This window comes from Pseudonocardia sp. P1 (genome assembly GCF_000178675.2).
In the GTDB taxonomy this organism is placed as follows: domain Bacteria; phylum Actinomycetota; class Actinomycetes; order Mycobacteriales; family Pseudonocardiaceae; genus Pseudonocardia.
The window spans coordinates 5,407,927-5,425,410 of the sequence record NZ_ADUJ02000001.1 but is presented as its reverse complement, the minus strand read 5'-3'; the positions used below and the strand labels follow the sequence as shown (position 1 = coordinate 5,425,410).

The following is a 17,484-nucleotide window of genomic DNA, read 5'->3' as shown; positions in this document are numbered from 1 at the left end:
CCGGTCGTCCGGAGGGGGCGTCGAGGACGCGATGAACCTGGATCTCGCGCGGTGGCAGTTCGCGATCGTCACCGTCTACCACTTCCTGTTCGTCCCGCTGACGATCGGCCTGTCGCTGCTGGTCGCGAGCATGCAGACGGTCTGGGTCGCCACCGGCGACGAGCGCTGGCTGCGCATGACGAAGTTCTGGGGGAAGCTCTTCCTGATCAACTTCGCGATGGGTGTGGTCACCGGCATCGTCCAGGAGTTCCAGTTCGGGATGAACTGGAGCGACTACAGCCGGTTCGTCGGTGACGTGTTCGGCGCGCCGCTCGCGATCGAGGCGCTGCTCGCGTTCTTCCTGGAGTCCACGTTCCTCGGCCTGTGGATCTTCGGATGGGACCGGCTGCCACGGCGGGTCCACCTGGCCTGCATCTGGCTGGCCGCGATCGGCACCGTGCTGTCGGCGTACTTCATCCTCGCCGCGAACTCCTGGATGCAGCACCCGGTCGGCTTCACGGTGAACCCGGAGTCCGGCCGCGCCGAGCTGAACGACTTCGGCGCGCTGCTCACCAACTCGACCGCGGTCGCCGCGTTCTCCCACACCATCACCGCCTGCCTCGTCACGGCCGGGATGTTCCTCGTCGCCATCAGCGCCTGGAACCTCGCGAAGGACCGCCATCCCGAGGTGTTCCGGCCCTCGGCCCGGGTCGGGCTCTGGACCGTGCTGGTGGCGGGCCTGGGCGTCGTGGTGACCGGCGACCTGCAGGCCCGGCTGATGACCGAGCAGCAGCCGATGAAGATGGCCGCGGCCGAGGCGCTGTGGGACACCGTCGCACCGGCGTCGTTCTCGCTGTTCACGATCGGCACCCCGGACGGGACGCAGGAGCTCTGGAGCCTGCGCGTGCCACGGCTGCTGTCGTTCCTGGCGACCGGCACCTGGGACGGCCAGGTCGAGGGCATCCGCCAGCTCCAGGCGCAGGCGGTGGCGACCTTCGGTCCGGGGCTCTACACGCCCGACATCCCGATGACGTACTGGACGTTCCGGTTCATGATCGGCTTCGGCCTGCTCGCCGGCCTGGTCGCGCTCGTCGGGCTGTGGCTCACCCGCCGTCGCGCCCGCCGGGTGCCCCGCTGGTTCGGCGTCGCGGCGCTGGCCGGGCTGGTCACCCCGTTCGCCGCGAACTCGGCGGGCTGGATCTTCACCGAGACCGGCAGGCAGCCCTGGGTGGTGTTCGGCGTGCTGCGCACCGCCGACGGCGTCTCCCCCTCGGTCGGCTGGGCGACCGTGCTGACGTCGCTGGTCGTGCTCACCCTGCTCTACGGCGTCCTCGCGGTGGTCGAGGTGGTGCTGCTGGTGCGGGCGGTGAAGGCCGGGCCACCGGCGGCCGGGACCCCGGTGGGCGACGGCGCCCCGGCAGGCCCCGCCCCGGAACCCGACCCGGCCGAGCCGCCGGCCCTGACCTACTGAGGAGGACGTGGTCGTGGAGCTCGTCGACGTGTGGTTCGTACTGATCGCCGTCCTGTGGACGGGGTACCTGTGCCTGGAGGGCTTCGACTTCGGCGTCGGGATGCTGCTGCCCGCGGTGACCCGTGACGAGTACGACCGGAAGGTCGCGCTGGGCACCATCGGGCCGGTCTGGGACGGCAACGAGGTCTGGCTGCTGGTCGCCGGCGGTGCGATGTTCGCGGCGTTCCCGGAGTGGTACGCGAGCCTGTTCTCCGGCTTCTACCTGGCGTTCCTGCTGCTGCTGGTGGCGCTGATCCTGCGGGGGATCGCGCTGGAGTACCGGGGGAAGGAACCGCGCTGGGCGCCGGTGCTCGACCGGATCCTGACCGGGTCGTCGCTGGCCGCGGCGCTGCTGGTCGGGGTGGCGCTGGCGAACGTCGTGCGCGGGGTCCCGCTCGACGCCGACCACGAGTTCACCGGCACCCTGCTCACCCTCCTCAACCCGTACGCGCTGCTCGGCGGGATCACCACGGTGCTGGTGTTCGCGCTGCACGGCGGGGTGTTCCTGGCGCTGAAGACCGACGGCCCGGTCCGGGAGCGGTCCGCCGCCGTCGCGGTGACGGCGGGCGTGCTGGCCGTCCCCGCCGGTGGGGTGTTCGGCGTCTGGACCCTCGTCGACGGCGCCCCGCTCTGGGTCCTCGCGCCGGTCGCCGTCGCGGCAGGCGGGCTGGTGGGGGCGACGGTACTGGTGGCGCGGGGCCGGGAGGGCTGGGCGTTCACCGCGACGACGTCGGCGATCGTCGCGGTCGCGGTGACGCTGTTCGGGTCGCTGTACCCGGACGTCCTGCCCTCCACGACCGACCCGGCGTTCTCGCTGACGGTGGACAACGCGTCCTCCACGCCGTACACGCTCACGATCATGACGTGGGTGGCGGCGGTGGTCACGCCGGTCGTGCTCTGCTACCAGGCCTGGACGTTCTGGGTGTTCCGCAGGCGGCTGACCCGCCGGGACTTCGTGGCAGCGGAACCCACGACGCCGGAGGGCTGAGACGGACGCGGGGCGGGCACCGGTGCTCCGGTGCCCGCCCCGCGGCGTTCGTGCACGGGTGTCAGCCGCGTGTCACGGCGCGCCGAACCCGGCGGTGGTGAGGACCTGCCTGCCCTGCTCACCGTTCACGAAGTCGACCCACTTCTGCGCCAGCTCGGCGTTCTGCGTGTTCTTCAGGACGGTGATCGGGTCGTCGTTCACCGCGTCCGCGGCCTGCGGGAAGTCGACGCCCTGGGCCTGCCCCTTCGACGCCGTCACGTCGGTCTTGTAGACCAGCCCGGCGTCGGCGTTGCCGGTGGTGACCTTCTGAAGGACGGCCTTGACGTCCTGCTCCTCCGACACCGGCGTGATGTCGACGGCCGCCGCCTGCTCGACCTTCTCGGTCGCCGAGCCGCACGGCACCTGCGGCGCGCAGACCACGGTCCGCAGGTCGGGCTTCGTGAGGTCCTGCAGCGACGCGACCGCCTTCGGGTTCTGCGGGGCGACCGCGATCTGCAGCGTGTTCGTCGCGAAGACGGTGGGCTCGGCCTGCTGGTTGCCGACGTCGGTCACCTTCTTCATGTTGTTCTGGTCGGCCGAGGCGAACACGTCCGCCGGGGCGCCCTGGTTGATCTGCTGGGCCAGGGTCGAGGAGCCGGCGAAGTTGAACGTGACGTCGGTCCCGGGGTTGGCGGCCTCGAACTGCTTCTCCAGCTCCTCGAAGGTGCCGGTCAGCGACGCCGCCGCGAACACGGTGAGGGTCCCGCCCTGGGCCTGGGCGCTCTCCGGGGCGGCGCCGCCACCGGACTCGCCCCCGCCGCAGCCGGCCAGCACGGCCAGCGCGGTCGCGGCGACCGCGGCTCCGGCGACGCGGACAGTGGAACGGATCTTCACGAGGGTCCTCCGGGAGGTCGAACGGTGCGTCGGTGTGCGCGCCGTCCCGGCGGTCCGGGGTGGACGTCGACGGTGACGTCCCCGCCCGGGGCATCCTCCGATGTCCGGAACTGCGGCACGGCGAGGATCATAAGGACGCACACGCCGACCCGCCATGGCCCGGGACCCGCAGATCGTCGTTTCGCCTCAGGGCAGGACGGCCACGGCGTCGACCTCGACGAGGTAGCCGGGTGCGGCCAGCGAGGTGACCCCGATCCAGGTGCTCGGCTGCTGGAACTCGACGCCCAGCCTCGCGGCCGCCCGCTCGCGCCCGACGACGAACTGCCCGGCCTTCGCCTCGTCGAGGCCCACGACGTACACGGTGACCTTGGCCAGGTCGGCCGCCGTCGCCCCGACCGCGTCGAGCGCGGCGGCGACGTTGAGATAGCACTGCTCGGCCTGCGCGGCGACGTCGCCCGGCCCCACGAGCGTGCCCTCGGTGTCCCAGGACACCTGCCCGGCCAGGTACACCGTGCGCGACCCCTGCGCGGTGGCGACCTGGCGGTGGACGTCGACCCGGTTGACCCGCTCGGGATGCACCAGTTCCACGGTCATCGTCGTTCTCCTCTCGGCGTGGACCCGAAACATAACACAACAATGTTATTGCATGCCGGAAGGTCAGGAGCGCACACCCGGCGACCGGCCGGTGTGAGGGCCCTGTAATCCTGTGTTGACGGCATGTCACGGCCGGATAACGCCCCGGCCCTACCGTCACCGGCGTCCGGGATCGACCCGGGCGCGACGGCGGGAGGCGACGGGACACGGTGGCGGCCACGGGGACCGGAACGACCACGGCGCGGACCGTGTGCACCTACTGCGGGGTCGGCTGCGGGATCCTGCTCGAGATCGGGGCCGGGCCCTCCGGCGAGCGCAGCGTCCGCCGGGCCACCGGCGACCCGCAGCACCCGGCCAACGCGGGGCGGCTGTGCACCAAGGGCGCCACCAGTGCGGAGCTGTTCCGGGCGCCCGGCCGTCTCGGCACGGCTCTCACCCGCACCGAGCGCGGCGCCGAGCCGGTCGCCACCCCGGTCGACGAGGCGATCACCTCCACCGCCCGCCGGCTGCGCGCGATCCTCGACGAGCACGGGCCCGACGCGCTGTCCTTCTACGTGTCCGGGCAGATGAGCACCGAGGCGCAGTACCTGGCGAACAAGCTCGCCAAGGGGTTCGTGCGGACCAGCCAGATCGAGTCGAACTCCCGGCTCTGCATGGCGTCGGCCGCCACCGGATACAAGCTGTCGCTCGGCTCGGACGGCCCGCCCGGCTCCTACGACGACCTCGACCACGCCGACGTCTTCCTCGTGATCGGCTCCAACATGGCCGACTGCCACCCGGTCCTGTTCCTGCGCATGATGGACCGGGTCGCGGCCGGGGCGACCCTGATCGTCGTCGACGCCCGCCGGACGGCGACCGCGGACAAGGCCGACCTGTTCCTCCAGATCACCCCGGGCACCGACCTCGCGCTGCTGAACGGTCTCCTGCACCTGCTGCAGGAGAACGGGCACGTCGACACCGCGTTCGTCGAGGAGTTCACCGAGGGCTGGGAGGACATGCCCGCCCTGCTCGCGGACTACCCGCCCGCCGTCGTCGCCGGGATCACCGGGCTCGCCGAGGACGACCTCCGGCGGGCCGCCGAGCTGATCGGCGGCGCGGAGAACTGGACGAGCTGCTGGACGATGGGGCTCAACCAGAGCACCCACGGCACCTGGAACACGAACGCGCTCGTCAACCTGCACCTGGCGACGGGGGCGATCTGCCGCCGCGGCAGCGGGCCGTTCTCGCTCACCGGCCAGCCGAACGCCATGGGCGGCCGCGAGATGGGCTACATGGGCCCGGGCCTCCCCGGCCAGCGCTCGGTGCTCTCCGCCGACGACCGCGAGTTCGTCGAGCAGGAGTGGGGCGTCCCCGCGGGCACCCTGCGGTCCGACGCCGGGCAGGGCACCGTCGACATGTTCTCCCGGATGGCCGACGGCGCGATCAAGGCGTGCTGGATCGTCTGCACCAACCCGGTCGCCTCCGTCGCGAACCGCCGCACGGTGATCGAGGGGCTCGAGGCCGCCGAGCTGGTGATCACGCAGGACGTGGTGGCCGACACCGAGACCAACGCCTACGCCGACGTCGTGCTGCCCGCCGCGATGTGGGCCGAGAGCGACGGCGTCATGGTCAACTCCGAGCGGAACCTGACGCTCGTCCCCGGCGCGGTCGACCCGCCCGGCCAGGCCCTCCCGGACTGGGAGCTGATCGCCCGGGTGGCCTGCGAGATGGGCTTCGCCGACGCCTTCACCTACGCGAGCGCCGAGGAGGTGTTCGCCGAGATCCGCCGGTTCCACAACCCCGCGACCGGCTACGACCTGCGCGGTGTCGACTACGACCGGCTCCGCGAGGCCCCGGTCCAGTGGCCCGCCGCGCCCGGCGCCGGGGACCGCAACCCGGTCCGCTACCTCAACGACGGCCGCAGCCAGGCCCGCGGCACCCGCCCCGGCGGCGGGACGCCGCGGCTGTGGTTCCCGCGGCCCGGCGGGCGCGCCGCGTTCCTCCCCCGCCCGCACCTGCCCGCCGCGGAGATGCCCGACGACGACCACCCGTTCCTGCTCAACACCGGCCGCGTGCAGCACCAGTGGCACACGCTGACCAAGACCGGGACCGTCGCGGCGCTGAACCGGCTGAACCCCGGGCCGTACGTCGAGATCCACCCGGCCGACGCCGAGCGGCTCGGCGTCACCGACGGCGACGGCCTGGAGCTGACCTCCCGGCGCGGACGGGCGGTCGTCCCCGCCGCCGTCTCCGACCGGGTGCGCGAGGGCGCCCTGTTCGCCCCGTTCCACTGGAACGACCGCTACGGCGAGTACCTCGCGGTCAACGCCGTGACCAGCGACGCCGTCGACCCGCAGTCGTTCCAGCCCGAGTTCAAGGTGTGCGCGGTCGCCGTCGCCCCGGTCCCGGTGCCCCGCGAGCCGGAACCGGTCGCGGCGGCGGCACACCCGCTGGAGGCCGTGTTCGGCCTGGCCGGGCAGGCCGAGCCGGAGCTCGGCGGTACCGAACGCCGGTACCTGGCGGGCTTCGTCCGCGGGCTGCAGGCCGCACCACCGGACGGGGTCGTGCCCGTGCTGCCGCCCGGCGCCCCGTTCGCCCCGGAGCACGCCACCTGGGTCGACGGCGTCCTCGCCGGGATGTTCTCCCGCTCCTCCCCCGGCGCACCGGACTCCCCCGGCAGCGTGGCGGGCACCGGGAGCCGGCCGGTCGTCGTCCTGTGGGCGTCGCAGACCGGCACCGCGGAGGACTTCGCGACCGGCCCGCTGACCGCGCGGCTCGCCGCGGCGGGCCGCACCCCGACCGTGACGGACATGGGCGGCAGCGGCCTCGCCGAGCTCCCGCCCGACGCCGATCTGCTCGTCGTGACCAGCACCTTCGGCGACGGCGGGGCCCCGGACAACGGCGCGGCGTTCTGGGAGTCGCTGGCCGGTGCCGAGCCGGGCTCCCTCGACGGGCGGCGCTTCGCCGTCCTCGCGCTGGGCGACTCCAGCTACGCCGACTTCTGCGGCCACGGCCGCCGGCTCGACGACCGGCTCGCCGAGCTGGGCGCGGACCGGCTGGTCGAGCGCGTCGACTGCGAGCCCGAGTACGAGGAGGGCGCGCAGCGCTGGCTCGACGCCGTCGTCACCGCCCTGACCGGGGACACCCGCGAACCGGACGGGGCGTCCGGCAGCCCGGGTACCGCGCGCCGCGCAACCGAGCCCGCGCCGCTCGTCGGCAACCGCCTCCTCAGCCGGCCCGGCGCCGGCAAGGAGGTCCGCCGCTTCACCTTCGACCTGTCCGGCACCGGCCTGACCTACGAGGCGGGCGACGCCCTCGACGTGACCCCCAGAAACAGCGAGGCCCTGGTGGGCGAGTGGCTGGCGGCCACCGGGCTGGACGGCGCGACCGAGGTGGAGCTCGACGGCGACGCGGTACCGCTGCGGACGGCCCTGCGCGACCGGCTCGACATCACCCGGGCGAGCCCCGCACTGCTGCGGTTCGTCGCCGAGCGCTGCGCGGACGGGTTGCCGGGCAAGCTGCTCCGGCCGGACAACCGCGGCGAGCTGGAGCGCTGGTCGTGGGGCAGACAGGCCGTCGACGTCGTCGGGGAGTTCGGTGTCCGGGCCACCGCCCAGGAGTGGGCCGACGTGCTCGGCCCGCTGCGCCCGCGGCAGTACTCGATCTCGTCGAGTCCCCTGGAGCGCCCCGACGAGGTGAGCCTGACGGTGTCGGTGGTCCGGTTCGCGAACCCGCGCGGCACGGCCCGGACCGGGGTCTGCTCCGCGTTCCTCGCCGACGCCCCGGAGGGGCACCCGGTCCCGGTCGGGATCCGGCCCGCCCCGCACTTCCGCCCGCCGGCCGACGGCGTCCCGATGATCATGATCGGGCCGGGGACCGGGATCGCGCCGTTCCTCGGGTTCCTCGAGGAACGACGGGCCCGTGGCGACCGGTCGCCGAACTGGCTGTTCTTCGGTGAGCAGCACGAGTCGACCGACTTCTACTACCGCGAGGAGCTCGAGACGCTGCGCCGCGACGGCGTGCTCACCGATCTCGACCTGGCGTTCTCCCGGGACCAGCGGACGAAGGTCTACGTGCAGGACCGGATGGCGGAGAACGGCGCGAAGCTCTGGTCGTGGCTGCGGGACGGCGCCCACCTCTACGTGTGCGGCGACGCGACCCGGATGGCGCGCGACGTCGACCGGACGCTCCGCACCGTCGTCGCCCGGCACGGCGGGCTCGCCCCGGACGAGGCCGACGCCTGGGTCACCCGGCTCGCCGAGGACCGGCGCTACGTCCGCGACGTCTACTGAACCGCCGGGCCTACCGGGCCTCCTCGCCGTCGCGTTCCAGGTCCGCCGCGACGTCCGCGCCGGCGACGGCGTCACGGAACGCGCCGGCGACGTACGAGGCCGGACCCTGGTCGCCCAGCCGGAGCCCGACCGTCGGCAGCGGGCCCTCGCCGACGACGGGCAGCGCCCGCATCCCCGGCGGCACCCCGAACGCCCGCAGCCAGGTGTGGGCGATGACGGCGGACCACCGGCCGGTCGCCAGGTGCGCGTACAGCGCGGCGACGGTGTCGGTCTCGACCACGATCCGCGGCTCGCCACCGGCACGGCGGACCGCGTCGTCGAGGATCCGGCGGTTCTGCATGCCGCGGGTGAGGGCGCACAGCTCCACCCCGGCGACGTCGGCCCAGCCGACCTCCGTCCGGTCCGCCGGGACCCCGGCGGCGCCGGTGAGCAGCAGGTACCGCTCCCGGTACAGCGGGAGCACGGTGTCGCCGTCGTCGGGGTCGAGGTAGGTGAGCCCGGCGTCGAGCTCGAACTCGGCGAGCCTGCGGTCGATCTCGCGCGACGGCAGGACCTCGATCCGGGTCCCGGCCCGCGGGTGGGCCCGCGTCCAGGCGAGTGTCAGCGCCGCCGTCGCCGGCACGGCGGTGGGGATCGCCCCGATCCGGACGACCGCGGACAGGCCGCCGCGCATCCGGTCCAGGTCGGTCCGCAGCGCGTCCCGCTCGGCGAGGATCCGGTGCGCCCAGCCGACGACGCGGGCGCCCTCCGCGGTGAACCCCTGGAACCGGTGGCCACGCTGCACGATCGTCACGCCGAGCTGGCGCTCCAGCGTCTGCAACGCCGCCGACAGCGTCGACTGGCTCGCGTGGCAGGCCGCCGCAGCACGCCCGAAGTGCTGCTCCCGCGCCAGCGCGACGAGGTACTCGAGCTGCCGCAGCTGCACGTCCCCCGCCATCCGGCGAGCCTAGCCCCGGTCCGCCGTCGATCGATCCGGTCGATCATTCCTCCAGGGTTCCCGATCGACCGCGCGGCGCCGCCCCGGGCCGCCTAGGTTGTGCGGGAAGGCGATCGGAACGGAGCAGGCGTGGACGTCGTGGGATGGCTGGGCTCGTGGCCCGTCCTCCGCCAGCTGACCGGTGGTGACCGGCTCGGCCGGGGTGCGGCGGCGCAGTCCGCCCGGTCCGAGGGCCTCCGCGCCCGCACCGCGACCGCCGACCGCTGGGCGGGCTCCGTGTGCCCGTACTGCGCGGTCGGCTGCGGGCAGCGGGTCTACGTGAAGGACGAGAAGGTCGTCCAGATCGAGGGCGACCCGGACTCGCCGATCTCCCGCGGGCGGCTCTGCCCGAAGGGCTCGGCCAGCACCCAGCTCGTCACCGGCCCGCAACGGCTGGAGACGGTCCGCTACCGCGCGCCGTACGCCACCGAGTGGACCGACCTCGACCTCGACACGGCGATGCACATGATCGCCGACCGCGTCGTCGACGCCCGCCGCCGCGGCTGGCAGGACGCCGACGACGAGGGCCGCCCGCTGAACCGCACCATGGGCATCGCCGCGCTCGGTGGCGCCGCCCTGGACAACGAGGAGAACTACCTCCTCAAGAAGGTGTTCACGTCCTGGGGCGCGGTACAGATCGAGAACCAGGCGCGTATTTGACACTCCGCCACGGTTCCCGGTCTGGGAACCTCGTTCGGTCGGGGCGGCGCGACCAATCACCAGCAGAACCTGGTGGACGCCGACTGCATCATCATCATGGGCTCGAACATGGCCGAGGCGCACCCGGTCGGGTTCCAGTGGGTGATGGAGGCCAAGGCCCGGGGCACCCGGGTGATCCACATCGATCCGCGGTTCACCCGGACCAGCGCGGTCGCGGACACCTACGTGCGGCTGCGCGCGGGCTCGGACATCGCGTTCCTCGGCGGCGTCGTGCGGCACGTCCTGGAGAACGACCTCGCCTTCCGTGAGTACGTCGCGGCGTACACCAACGCGTCGTACCTGCTGACCGAGGACTACGTCGACGCCGAGGACAACGACGGTGTCTTCTCCGGCTACGACGCCGAGACCGGCAGCTACGACACCCACAGCTGGCGGTTCCAGACCGACGGGACCGGCGAACCGGTGGCCGACCCGACCCTGGAGCACCCCCGCTGCGTGTTCCAGGTGCTGCGCCGGCACTACGCCCGCTACACCCCCGAGACCGTGCAGCGGGTCTGCGGCGTGTCGCCCGAGCAGTTCGCGGACGTCTGCGAGGCGTGGACGGCGAACTCCGGACGGGACCGCACGACGTCGCTCGTCTACAGCGTGGGCTGGACCCAGCACAGCGTCGGCGCGCAGTACATCCGGTGCGGGGCGATCCTGCAGCTGCTGCTCGGCAACGTCGGCCGTCCCGGCGGCGGGATCTTCGCGCTGCGCGGGCACGCGTCCATCCAGGGCTCGACCGACATCCCGACCCTGTTCAACCTGCTGCCCGGCTACCTGCCGATGCCGAGCGTCGGCCAGGCCGACACCGGCACCTACGTCGAGGCGCTGCGCGCCAAGGGCCGCAAAGGCTTCGGCTGGAACAGCGACGCCTACCTGGTGTCGATGCTCAAGGAGTGGTTCGGCGACGCCGCGACCCCGGAGAACGACTTCGGGTACGACTGGCTGCCGCGCATCGACGGCGACCACGGCACGTACCGCACCGTCATGGACATGATCGACGGCCACGTCTTCGGCTACTTCGTCCTCGGCCAGAACCCGGCGGTCGGGTCGGCGCACGGGAAGATGCAGCGGCTCGGAATGGCGAACCTCGAGTGGATGGTCGTCCGGGACCTCGTCGACATCGAGACGGCGAGCTTCTGGAAGGACTCGCCGGAGATCGAGACCGGCGAGATCGTGACCGAGGAGTGCCGGACCGAGGTGTTCCTGCTCCCGGCGGCGTCGCACGTGGAGAAGGACGGCACCTTCACCCAGACCCAGCGGATGGTGCAGTGGCGGACCAAGGCCGTCGAGCCGTCCGGGGACCGGCGCTCGGACCTGTGGTTCGCCTACCACCTGGGACGCCTGGTGCGTGAGCGCCTGGCCGGCTCCACCGACCCGCGCGACCTCCCGGTCCGGAACCTGGCCTGGGACTACGAGCTCGAGGGCGACGGCGAGTGGGCGGAGCCCTCCCCCGACGACGTCCTGCGCCGGATCAACGGCTACGACCTCGCCACGGGTGAGCTGCTCGACGGGTTCGCCGGGCTGAAGGCCGACGGCAGCACGTCGTCGGGCTGCTGGATCTACAGCGGGGTCTACGCCGGCGGGATCAACCGGGCCGCCCGGCGCGAGCCGCACCACGGCACCCCGGACGAGACCCCCGACTGGGGCTGGACCTGGCCGATGAACCGGCGGGTGATCTACAACCGGGCCTCGGCGGACCCGCAGGGACGCCCGTGGAGCGAGCGCAAGAAGCTCCTCTGGTGGGACGACGACGCCGGCCGCTGGGCCGGGCACGACGTCCCCGACTTCGTGGCGACCACCCCGCCCGGGCACGAACCCGGCCCCGACACCGTCGGGCCGGACGCCCTCGGCGGCGACGACGCGTTCGTCATGCAGCCGGACGGGAAGGCGTGGCTGTTCGCGCCGACCGGCGTCGCCGACGGGCCGCTGCCCACGCACTACGAGCCGCACGAGTCGCCGATCCGCAACGAGCTCTACCTCCAGCGGTCCAACCCGACCCGCAGGGTGTTCGGGCGCAAGGACAACCCGTCGAACCCGGCCGCGGACGAGAAGGGCTGGGAGGTCTTCCCGTTCGTCCTGACGACGTCGCGGCTGACCGAGCACCACACCGCCGGCGCGATGAGCCGCCAGCTGCCGTTCCTCGCGGAGCTGCAGCCGGAGCTGTTCGTGGAGGTCTCGCCGGAGCTGGCCCGCGAGCGGGGCCTGGAGCACATGGGCATCGCGCACGTCGTGACCAGCCGGTCCGCCGTCGAGGCACGGGTGATGGTCACCGACCGGATGGGGCCCCTGCGGATCGGCGACACGACCGTGCACCAGATCTGGATGCCCTACCACTGGGGCTCCACCGGGCTGGTCCGCGGCGACGTCGTCAACGACCTGTTCGGCGTGGTCGAGGACCCGAACGTCTTCATCCAGGAGACCAAGGTGATCACCTGCGACGTCCGGCCCGGGCCGCGCCCGCGCGGTGCGGAGCTCACCGCCCTCCTGGAGGAGGTGCGCTCGCTGGCCGGGATCACCCCGGCGACCAACACCGAGCTGGTGCACGACGGCGCCCCGCACCTCGACCCGACCGCCCGACCCGACGACCGGCCGCCCGGCGTGCCCGGGATCGGGACACCGCTGGAGGAGGCACCGTGACGGAGCGGAACAGCGTCTACGGCCCCCTGGACGACGTGGCCGGCGACGCCGGCTACGCCCCGGAACACCCGCCCCGCATGGGATTCTTCACCGACACGTCGGTGTGCATCGGGTGCAAGGCCTGCGAGGTCGCCTGCAAGCAGTGGAACGGCGTCCCCGACGACGGCTTCGACCTGCTCGGGATGTCGTTCGAGAACACCGGCTCGCTCGGCGCCGACAGCTGGCGGCACGTCGCCTTCATCGAGCAGCCGCGCCGCTCCGGTTGCCAGGACACCGGCCTCGACGCCGCACCCGTCGGCGCGACGGCGACCGGGATCATGCAGTCCTCGGTCGCCGGGGGACTCGCGGCGTCGCCGGAGCTCGGCGGCGAGCTCGGGACGAGGCCGCGGCGGGACGGGGCGGAGCCGGAGCCGCTCGGCATGCCGGCGTTCTCCCGGCCCGGCGACGCCACCGGCGCCGAGGTGCGCACCGACTTCCGCTGGCTGATGTCCTCCGACGTCTGCAAGCACTGCACGCACGCCGGCTGCCTCGACGTCTGCCCGACCGGCGCGCTGTTCCGCACGGAGTTCGGCACCGTCGTCGTGCAGCAGGACATCTGCAACGGCTGCGGCTACTGCGTCTCCGGCTGCCCGTACGGCGTCATCGACCGCCGGGAGGGCGACGGGCGCGCACAGAAGTGCACCCTCTGCTACGACCGGCTGCACGACGGCCTGGAGCCCGCCTGCGCGAAGGCCTGCCCCACCGACTCGATCCAGTTCGGACCGCTCGACGAGCTGCGCGAGCGCGCCGACCGGCGCCTGGAGACGCTCCACGGGCTCGGCGTCGACGAGGCCCGGCTCTACGGGCGCGACCCGGACGACGGCGTCGGCGGCGACGGCGCGTTCTTCCTCCTGCTCGACGAGCCGGAGGTCTACGGACTGCCGCCGGACCCGGTCGTCCCGACCCGCGACGCCGGTGCGATGTGGACGCGCGCCGCGATGGCGGCGGGCGCGTTCCTGGTGGCCGGCGTGGCGTCCTTCCTGGGAGGACGACGATGAGCGACGACGCCCCTGTGCCCGGCACGCCCGCGTCCGGCACCCCCTCGCCCGGCACCCCCTCGCCCGGCGATCCGCCGGTCGCAGAGCCGTCGGCCGCAGAGCCGCCGGCCGGAGTGCCGCCGAGCGCAGTGCCGTCGGCCGGACAGTCATCGACCGGAGTGCCGTCGGCCGGAGCGCCGTCGGCCGGAGTGCCCGAGGCCGGCCTGCCCGCTGCTCCCGGTGCGCCCGGTGCGCGGGATGCCGAGATGTTCCAGGGCGGACGCCGTCGTCGTCGCCGGGGCGGCGGACGCGGCGAGGAGTCGATGGTCCCCGAGGCGGAGTTCTCGTCGTACTACGGCCGGGCCGTGCTCAAGCCGCCGGTGTGGGAGCACAAGATCGCCTACTACCTGTTCTGCGGCGGGCTCGCCGCCGGGACCGCGGTGGTCGGGGCCGGCGCGGACCTCACCGGACGGCCCGCGCTGCGCCGGGCGAGCCGCGCCGGTGCGCTCGGCGGGCTGGTGGCGAGCACCTACTTCCTGGTGTCCGACCTCGGGCGTCCGGAGCGGTTCCACCACATGCTGCGGGTGGCCAAGCCGACGTCGCCGATGAGCGTCGGCACCTGGATCCTGGCCGTGTTCGGCCCGGCCGCCGGCCTGGCCGGGACCGCCGAGCTGACCGGCGCGCTCCCCCCGCGGGTCCGCCGGTCGTGGCCGGTCCGGCTGCTGGACGCGCTGGCCCGCCCGGCCGGGCTCGGTGCGGCTGCGACCGCCCCGGCGCTGTGCACCTACACCGCGGTGCTGTTCTCGCACACCGCCGTGCCCGGCTGGAACGAGGTCCGCGACGAGCTGCCGTTCGTGTTCGCCGGCTCGGCCGCGGCCAGTGGCGGCGGGTTCGGCATGCTCGCCGCGCCGGTCGCCGAGGCAGGCCCGGCACGGGCGTTCGCGGTGCTCGGGGCCGCGGGCGAGCTCGTCGCCGGGAAGATCATGGAACGGCGGATGGGGATCATCCGCGAGGCCTACGAGCACGGGCACGCCGGACGGCTCCGGAAGGCCTCCGAGGCGTGCACCGCCGCGGGCCTCGCCGGGACGCTCCTGCTCGGACGCCGGTCCCGGGCCGGCGCCGCCGCATCCGGGCTCGCCCTGCTGGCCGGGAGCCTCCTGCAGCGGCTGTCCGTGTTCGAGGCGGGGGTCGAGACGACCAAGGACCCGCGCTACGTCGTCGTCCCCCAGCGCGAGCGTCTGGCCCGCCGCGCCGCCGAGTCCGCGGAGGCCTGACCAGCCCAAGATCACGGATCGGGAAGCGTGGCGGCCGGATGTGGCCGCGTCCCTTCCCGATCCGTGATCACCGGGGTGTCGACCGGACAGGGCGCGGGACGCGCGGCCAGAGGGTGACCGGCTCCCTTCCTGACCTGTGGTCACCCGGCCCGTGCACCGACCGGACGGAGCGCGGCGACGAGAACAGCGTCCTGACTCCGCCGCAGACCAGCACCGACACCGCCGACCCGCTGCAGGCTCCCGACCACCGCCCACCCCGACACCGGCCCCTCAACCCGGTTCCCGGCGCCGGCCCGACCCAGGTGATCACGGGTCGGGAAGTCCGGCGGCCAGAAGTGACCGCCTCCCTTCCCGATCCGTGATCATCGGGTCCGAGCGCCGAGGTCGCGGACACGGCGACCGGCACGGCATCCTGTCCCGGGCGGGCCCGGCTCCATCGCCCCGTCCGCGGCCGGCCACCGTCCGCATCGCTTCCCGCCCTGCTCCCCCAGGACCTGCTCCCGCCCATGACCTGATCCCGTCTTGGCCCCGACCTGATCTCGACCTCGCCCGCCCAGCCCTGCCCTGCCCTGCCCTGATCACGGATCGGGCAGCATCGTGGCCGGATATGACCGCTTCGCTTCCCGATCCGTGATCATCGGTGGTGCGCCGAGGGTCAGCGGCCAGGCTCGGTCTGCAGCGCGTCACCGGGGCCCGCGGCCGGGGCCGCCGGGGCCGGGGCCGCCGGGGTAGCCGGCGCGGCCGGGGTAGCCGGCGCGACGGGAGTGGCGCGATCCCCTGGGTCCCCTGGCTTCCCCGGCTCCCTGGGGTCCTCGGTGCTCCGGCGCGCGGCGGGGATCGCCAGGGTGAGCAGCGCGCCCAGCACCGCCAGCCCCGCCAGCAGGTAGAAGATCGAGTCCAGGGCCGCCCCGGACGCCACCAGAGCGCCGCCGACGAGCGGCCCGCCGATCCCGCCGAGCCGTCCGAACCCCGCGACCCAGGCGACGCCCGCGCTGCGCACCGGCGTCGGGTAGTGCGTCGACGCGAAGCCGAAGATCAGGATCTGGGTGCCGCTGGTGCCGAGCCCGACGACCGCGACGAACGCCAGCAGCAGGCCGATCGGCAGCTCCAGGGTGAGCAGAGCGATCGACAGGGCACCGAGCGCGAAGCTGGCGGCGACGACCCGGCGCGGGCCGAACCGGTCGGAGATCCGGCTGGCCGCCAGCGCACCGAGCACGGCACCGCCGTTGAGCACCAGCAGGAAGCTCAGGGAGCCGTTCGCCGAGAACCCGGCACGGCCCATCAGCTCCGGCAGCCAGGTGTTGAGCGCGTAGACCAGGAGCAGGCCGGCGGCGCTGACGAACCCGAACAGCAGCGTCGGCGTCAGGTGCGGGGTGCGGAACAGCCCGGCGAAACCGGCCCGTCCGGCGGGAGCGGCGACCGGGGCAGCGGCACGGGTGAGCTCCGGTACCGCGACACCGGTGCGGTCGGCGACCGCGCGCGCCTCCTCGATCCGGCCGCGGCTGACCAGCCACGACGGGGACTCCGGCATCCGGGCGACCGCCACCGGCAGGACCAGCACGAGCGGCAGCGCGCCGATCAGGAACATGCCGCGCCACCCGACGAGCGGCAGCAGCAGGATCGCCAGCAGCGCCGCGAGCAGGCTGCCCAGCGGCACGCCGCAGTAGGCGATCGCGGTGCACAGGTTCTTCCTGCCGGGTGGCGCGAACTCGGCGACGAGGGCACCGGTCGTCGCCACCAGCGCGCCGACCCCGATGCCGGTCAGGAAGCGCAGCGCACCGAACGCGGCCGTCGTCGTCGTGAACGCGGTCGCGGCCATGCCGACCGAGAACCAGACGTAGGAGGTCAGCATGACCTTCCGGCGGCCGACCAGGTCGGCGACCGACCCGGCGATCAGCGCCCCGACCAGGACGCCGACCAGCGCGTAGCTGCCGAGCGCACCGGCGGTGCCCGCGTCGACCGGTCCGATCAGCGACGGGTCGCGGAGGAACAGCGGCACCAGGGTCCCGTAGACGACGAGGTCGTAGCCGTCGAACACCAGCCCGACGGTCGCGGTCCCGACGATCCAGGCGAGCGCCCGGCGTCTCCGTGCGTCGTGCGTCCCACTGTCCGGCGACGTCATCGTCGCTCCCCTCGTCCGGTTCGGGTGTCCGGTCCGAGTTCTACAGCAGTGTGACGCCGCGTCCGTCCTCCGTTGTGTCCGAATCGGGACCGGTCGGGTCCTGACCGTCGTCGCCGGGAGGCACGGCGAACAGCGCCGCGTGCGGGGCCCGTCCCGCACCGCCGGCCGGGATCCGGTCCAGGACGTCGAGGTACTCCAGGGTCCCCGTGGTCTGCAGGACGCGGCGCACCTGGCGGGCGTCGCCGCAGCGGAGCTGGAACGTCACTCCCCCGGCGGCGGCGTCGCGGTGCGCGGCGAGCAGCACCGACAGGCCCGGCGACCCGAGGAACGACACCCCCGACAGGTCCAGCACCACCCGTGGTGCCGCACCGAACCAGGCCACCAGATGCTCGGCCAGGTCGGCCGCCGTGACGTCGTCGATCTCGCCGGTGGCGCGCAGCAGCACGGGCCCGGACGGGTGCGGCACCGGCTCCAGCACGAGCGTCGCCGAGGTGGGACCGGGCACACCCGTCCGGCCGTCCGTCCCCTCGGTCATCGGG

General features: G+C 73.7%; 11 protein-coding genes. 6 read left to right on the top strand and 5 right to left on the bottom strand.

Annotated elements, in window-relative coordinates:
• Positions 1-31 precede the first annotated feature (31 nt).
• Both PP1_RS25180 and cydB read left to right on the top strand, forming a co-directional pair.
• Positions 32-1,450, top strand: coding sequence for a cytochrome ubiquinol oxidase subunit I (locus PP1_RS25180; protein ID WP_010240109.1), 1,419 nt, complete (start codon positions 32-34; stop codon positions 1,448-1,450).
• A gap of 13 nt (positions 1,451-1,463) precedes the next feature.
• Complete coding sequence (cydB, locus tag PP1_RS25175; protein WP_033200387.1) at positions 1,464-2,477, top strand: cytochrome d ubiquinol oxidase subunit II; 1,014 nt, start codon at positions 1,464-1,466, stop codon at positions 2,475-2,477.
• A 72-nt stretch (positions 2,478-2,549) separates the two neighbouring features.
• On the opposite strand, the gene modA is transcribed toward cydB, so the two are convergent.
• Positions 2,550-3,350 (bottom strand): molybdate ABC transporter substrate-binding protein, encoded by an 801-nt coding sequence (modA, locus tag PP1_RS25170; RefSeq protein WP_010240113.1) that lies wholly within the window; start codon positions 3,348-3,350, stop codon positions 2,550-2,552.
• 186 nt (positions 3,351-3,536) lie between these two features.
• Positions 3,537-3,944, bottom strand: coding sequence for a RidA family protein (locus PP1_RS25165; protein ID WP_010240114.1), 408 nt, complete (start codon positions 3,942-3,944; stop codon positions 3,537-3,539).
• A 209-nt stretch (positions 3,945-4,153) separates the two neighbouring features.
• On the opposite strand from PP1_RS25165, the gene PP1_RS25160 reads away from it, so the two are divergent.
• Positions 4,154-8,215: a bifunctional nitrate reductase/sulfite reductase flavoprotein subunit alpha gene (locus PP1_RS25160; RefSeq protein WP_083697197.1), complete on the top strand. Its 4,062-nt coding sequence runs from the start codon at positions 4,154-4,156 to the stop codon at positions 8,213-8,215.
• Between the two features lie 10 nt (positions 8,216-8,225).
• On the opposite strand, the gene PP1_RS25155 is transcribed toward PP1_RS25160, so the two are convergent.
• Complete coding sequence (locus PP1_RS25155; RefSeq protein WP_010228915.1) at positions 8,226-9,152, bottom strand: LysR family transcriptional regulator; 927 nt, start codon at positions 9,150-9,152, stop codon at positions 8,226-8,228.
• A gap of 129 nt (positions 9,153-9,281) precedes the next feature.
• On the opposite strand from PP1_RS25155, the gene fdnG reads away from it, so the two are divergent.
• The 3 genes from fdnG to nrfD all read left to right on the top strand — a co-directional run bounded on the left by fdnG (position 9,282) and on the right by nrfD (position 14,823).
• Entirely contained in the window at positions 9,282-12,533 is a 3,252-nt protein-coding gene (fdnG, locus tag PP1_RS25150) for a formate dehydrogenase-N subunit alpha (protein WP_249266029.1), read from the top strand.
• Positions 12,530-13,570, top strand: a complete 1,041-nt coding sequence (locus PP1_RS25145) for a 4Fe-4S dicluster domain-containing protein (protein WP_010228921.1) — start codon at positions 12,530-12,532, stop codon at positions 13,568-13,570. The genes fdnG and PP1_RS25145 overlap by 4 nt, the downstream gene beginning before the upstream one ends.
• Positions 13,571-13,815: 245 nt before the next feature.
• Positions 13,816-14,823 carry an NrfD/PsrC family molybdoenzyme membrane anchor subunit gene (nrfD, locus tag PP1_RS25140; protein ID WP_075315185.1) on the top strand — a complete coding sequence of 336 codons (1,008 nt, stop codon included), beginning with the start codon at positions 13,816-13,818 and terminating at the stop codon, positions 14,821-14,823.
• A 655-nt stretch (positions 14,824-15,478) separates the two neighbouring features.
• On the opposite strand, the gene PP1_RS25135 is transcribed toward nrfD, so the two are convergent.
• Together PP1_RS25135 and PP1_RS25130 are read right to left on the bottom strand one after the other, a co-directional pair.
• The gene (locus tag PP1_RS25135; protein ID WP_010227392.1) at positions 15,479-16,945 is read right to left on the bottom strand and encodes an MFS transporter; all 1,467 of its coding nucleotides are present in this window, start codon (positions 16,943-16,945) and stop codon (positions 15,479-15,481) included.
• A 40-nt stretch (positions 16,946-16,985) separates the two neighbouring features.
• On the bottom strand, positions 16,986-17,480 hold the full coding sequence (locus PP1_RS25130; RefSeq protein WP_010227390.1) for an STAS domain-containing protein: 495 nt from the start codon (positions 17,478-17,480) through the stop codon (positions 16,986-16,988).
• Positions 17,481-17,484: the final 4 nt, after the last annotated feature.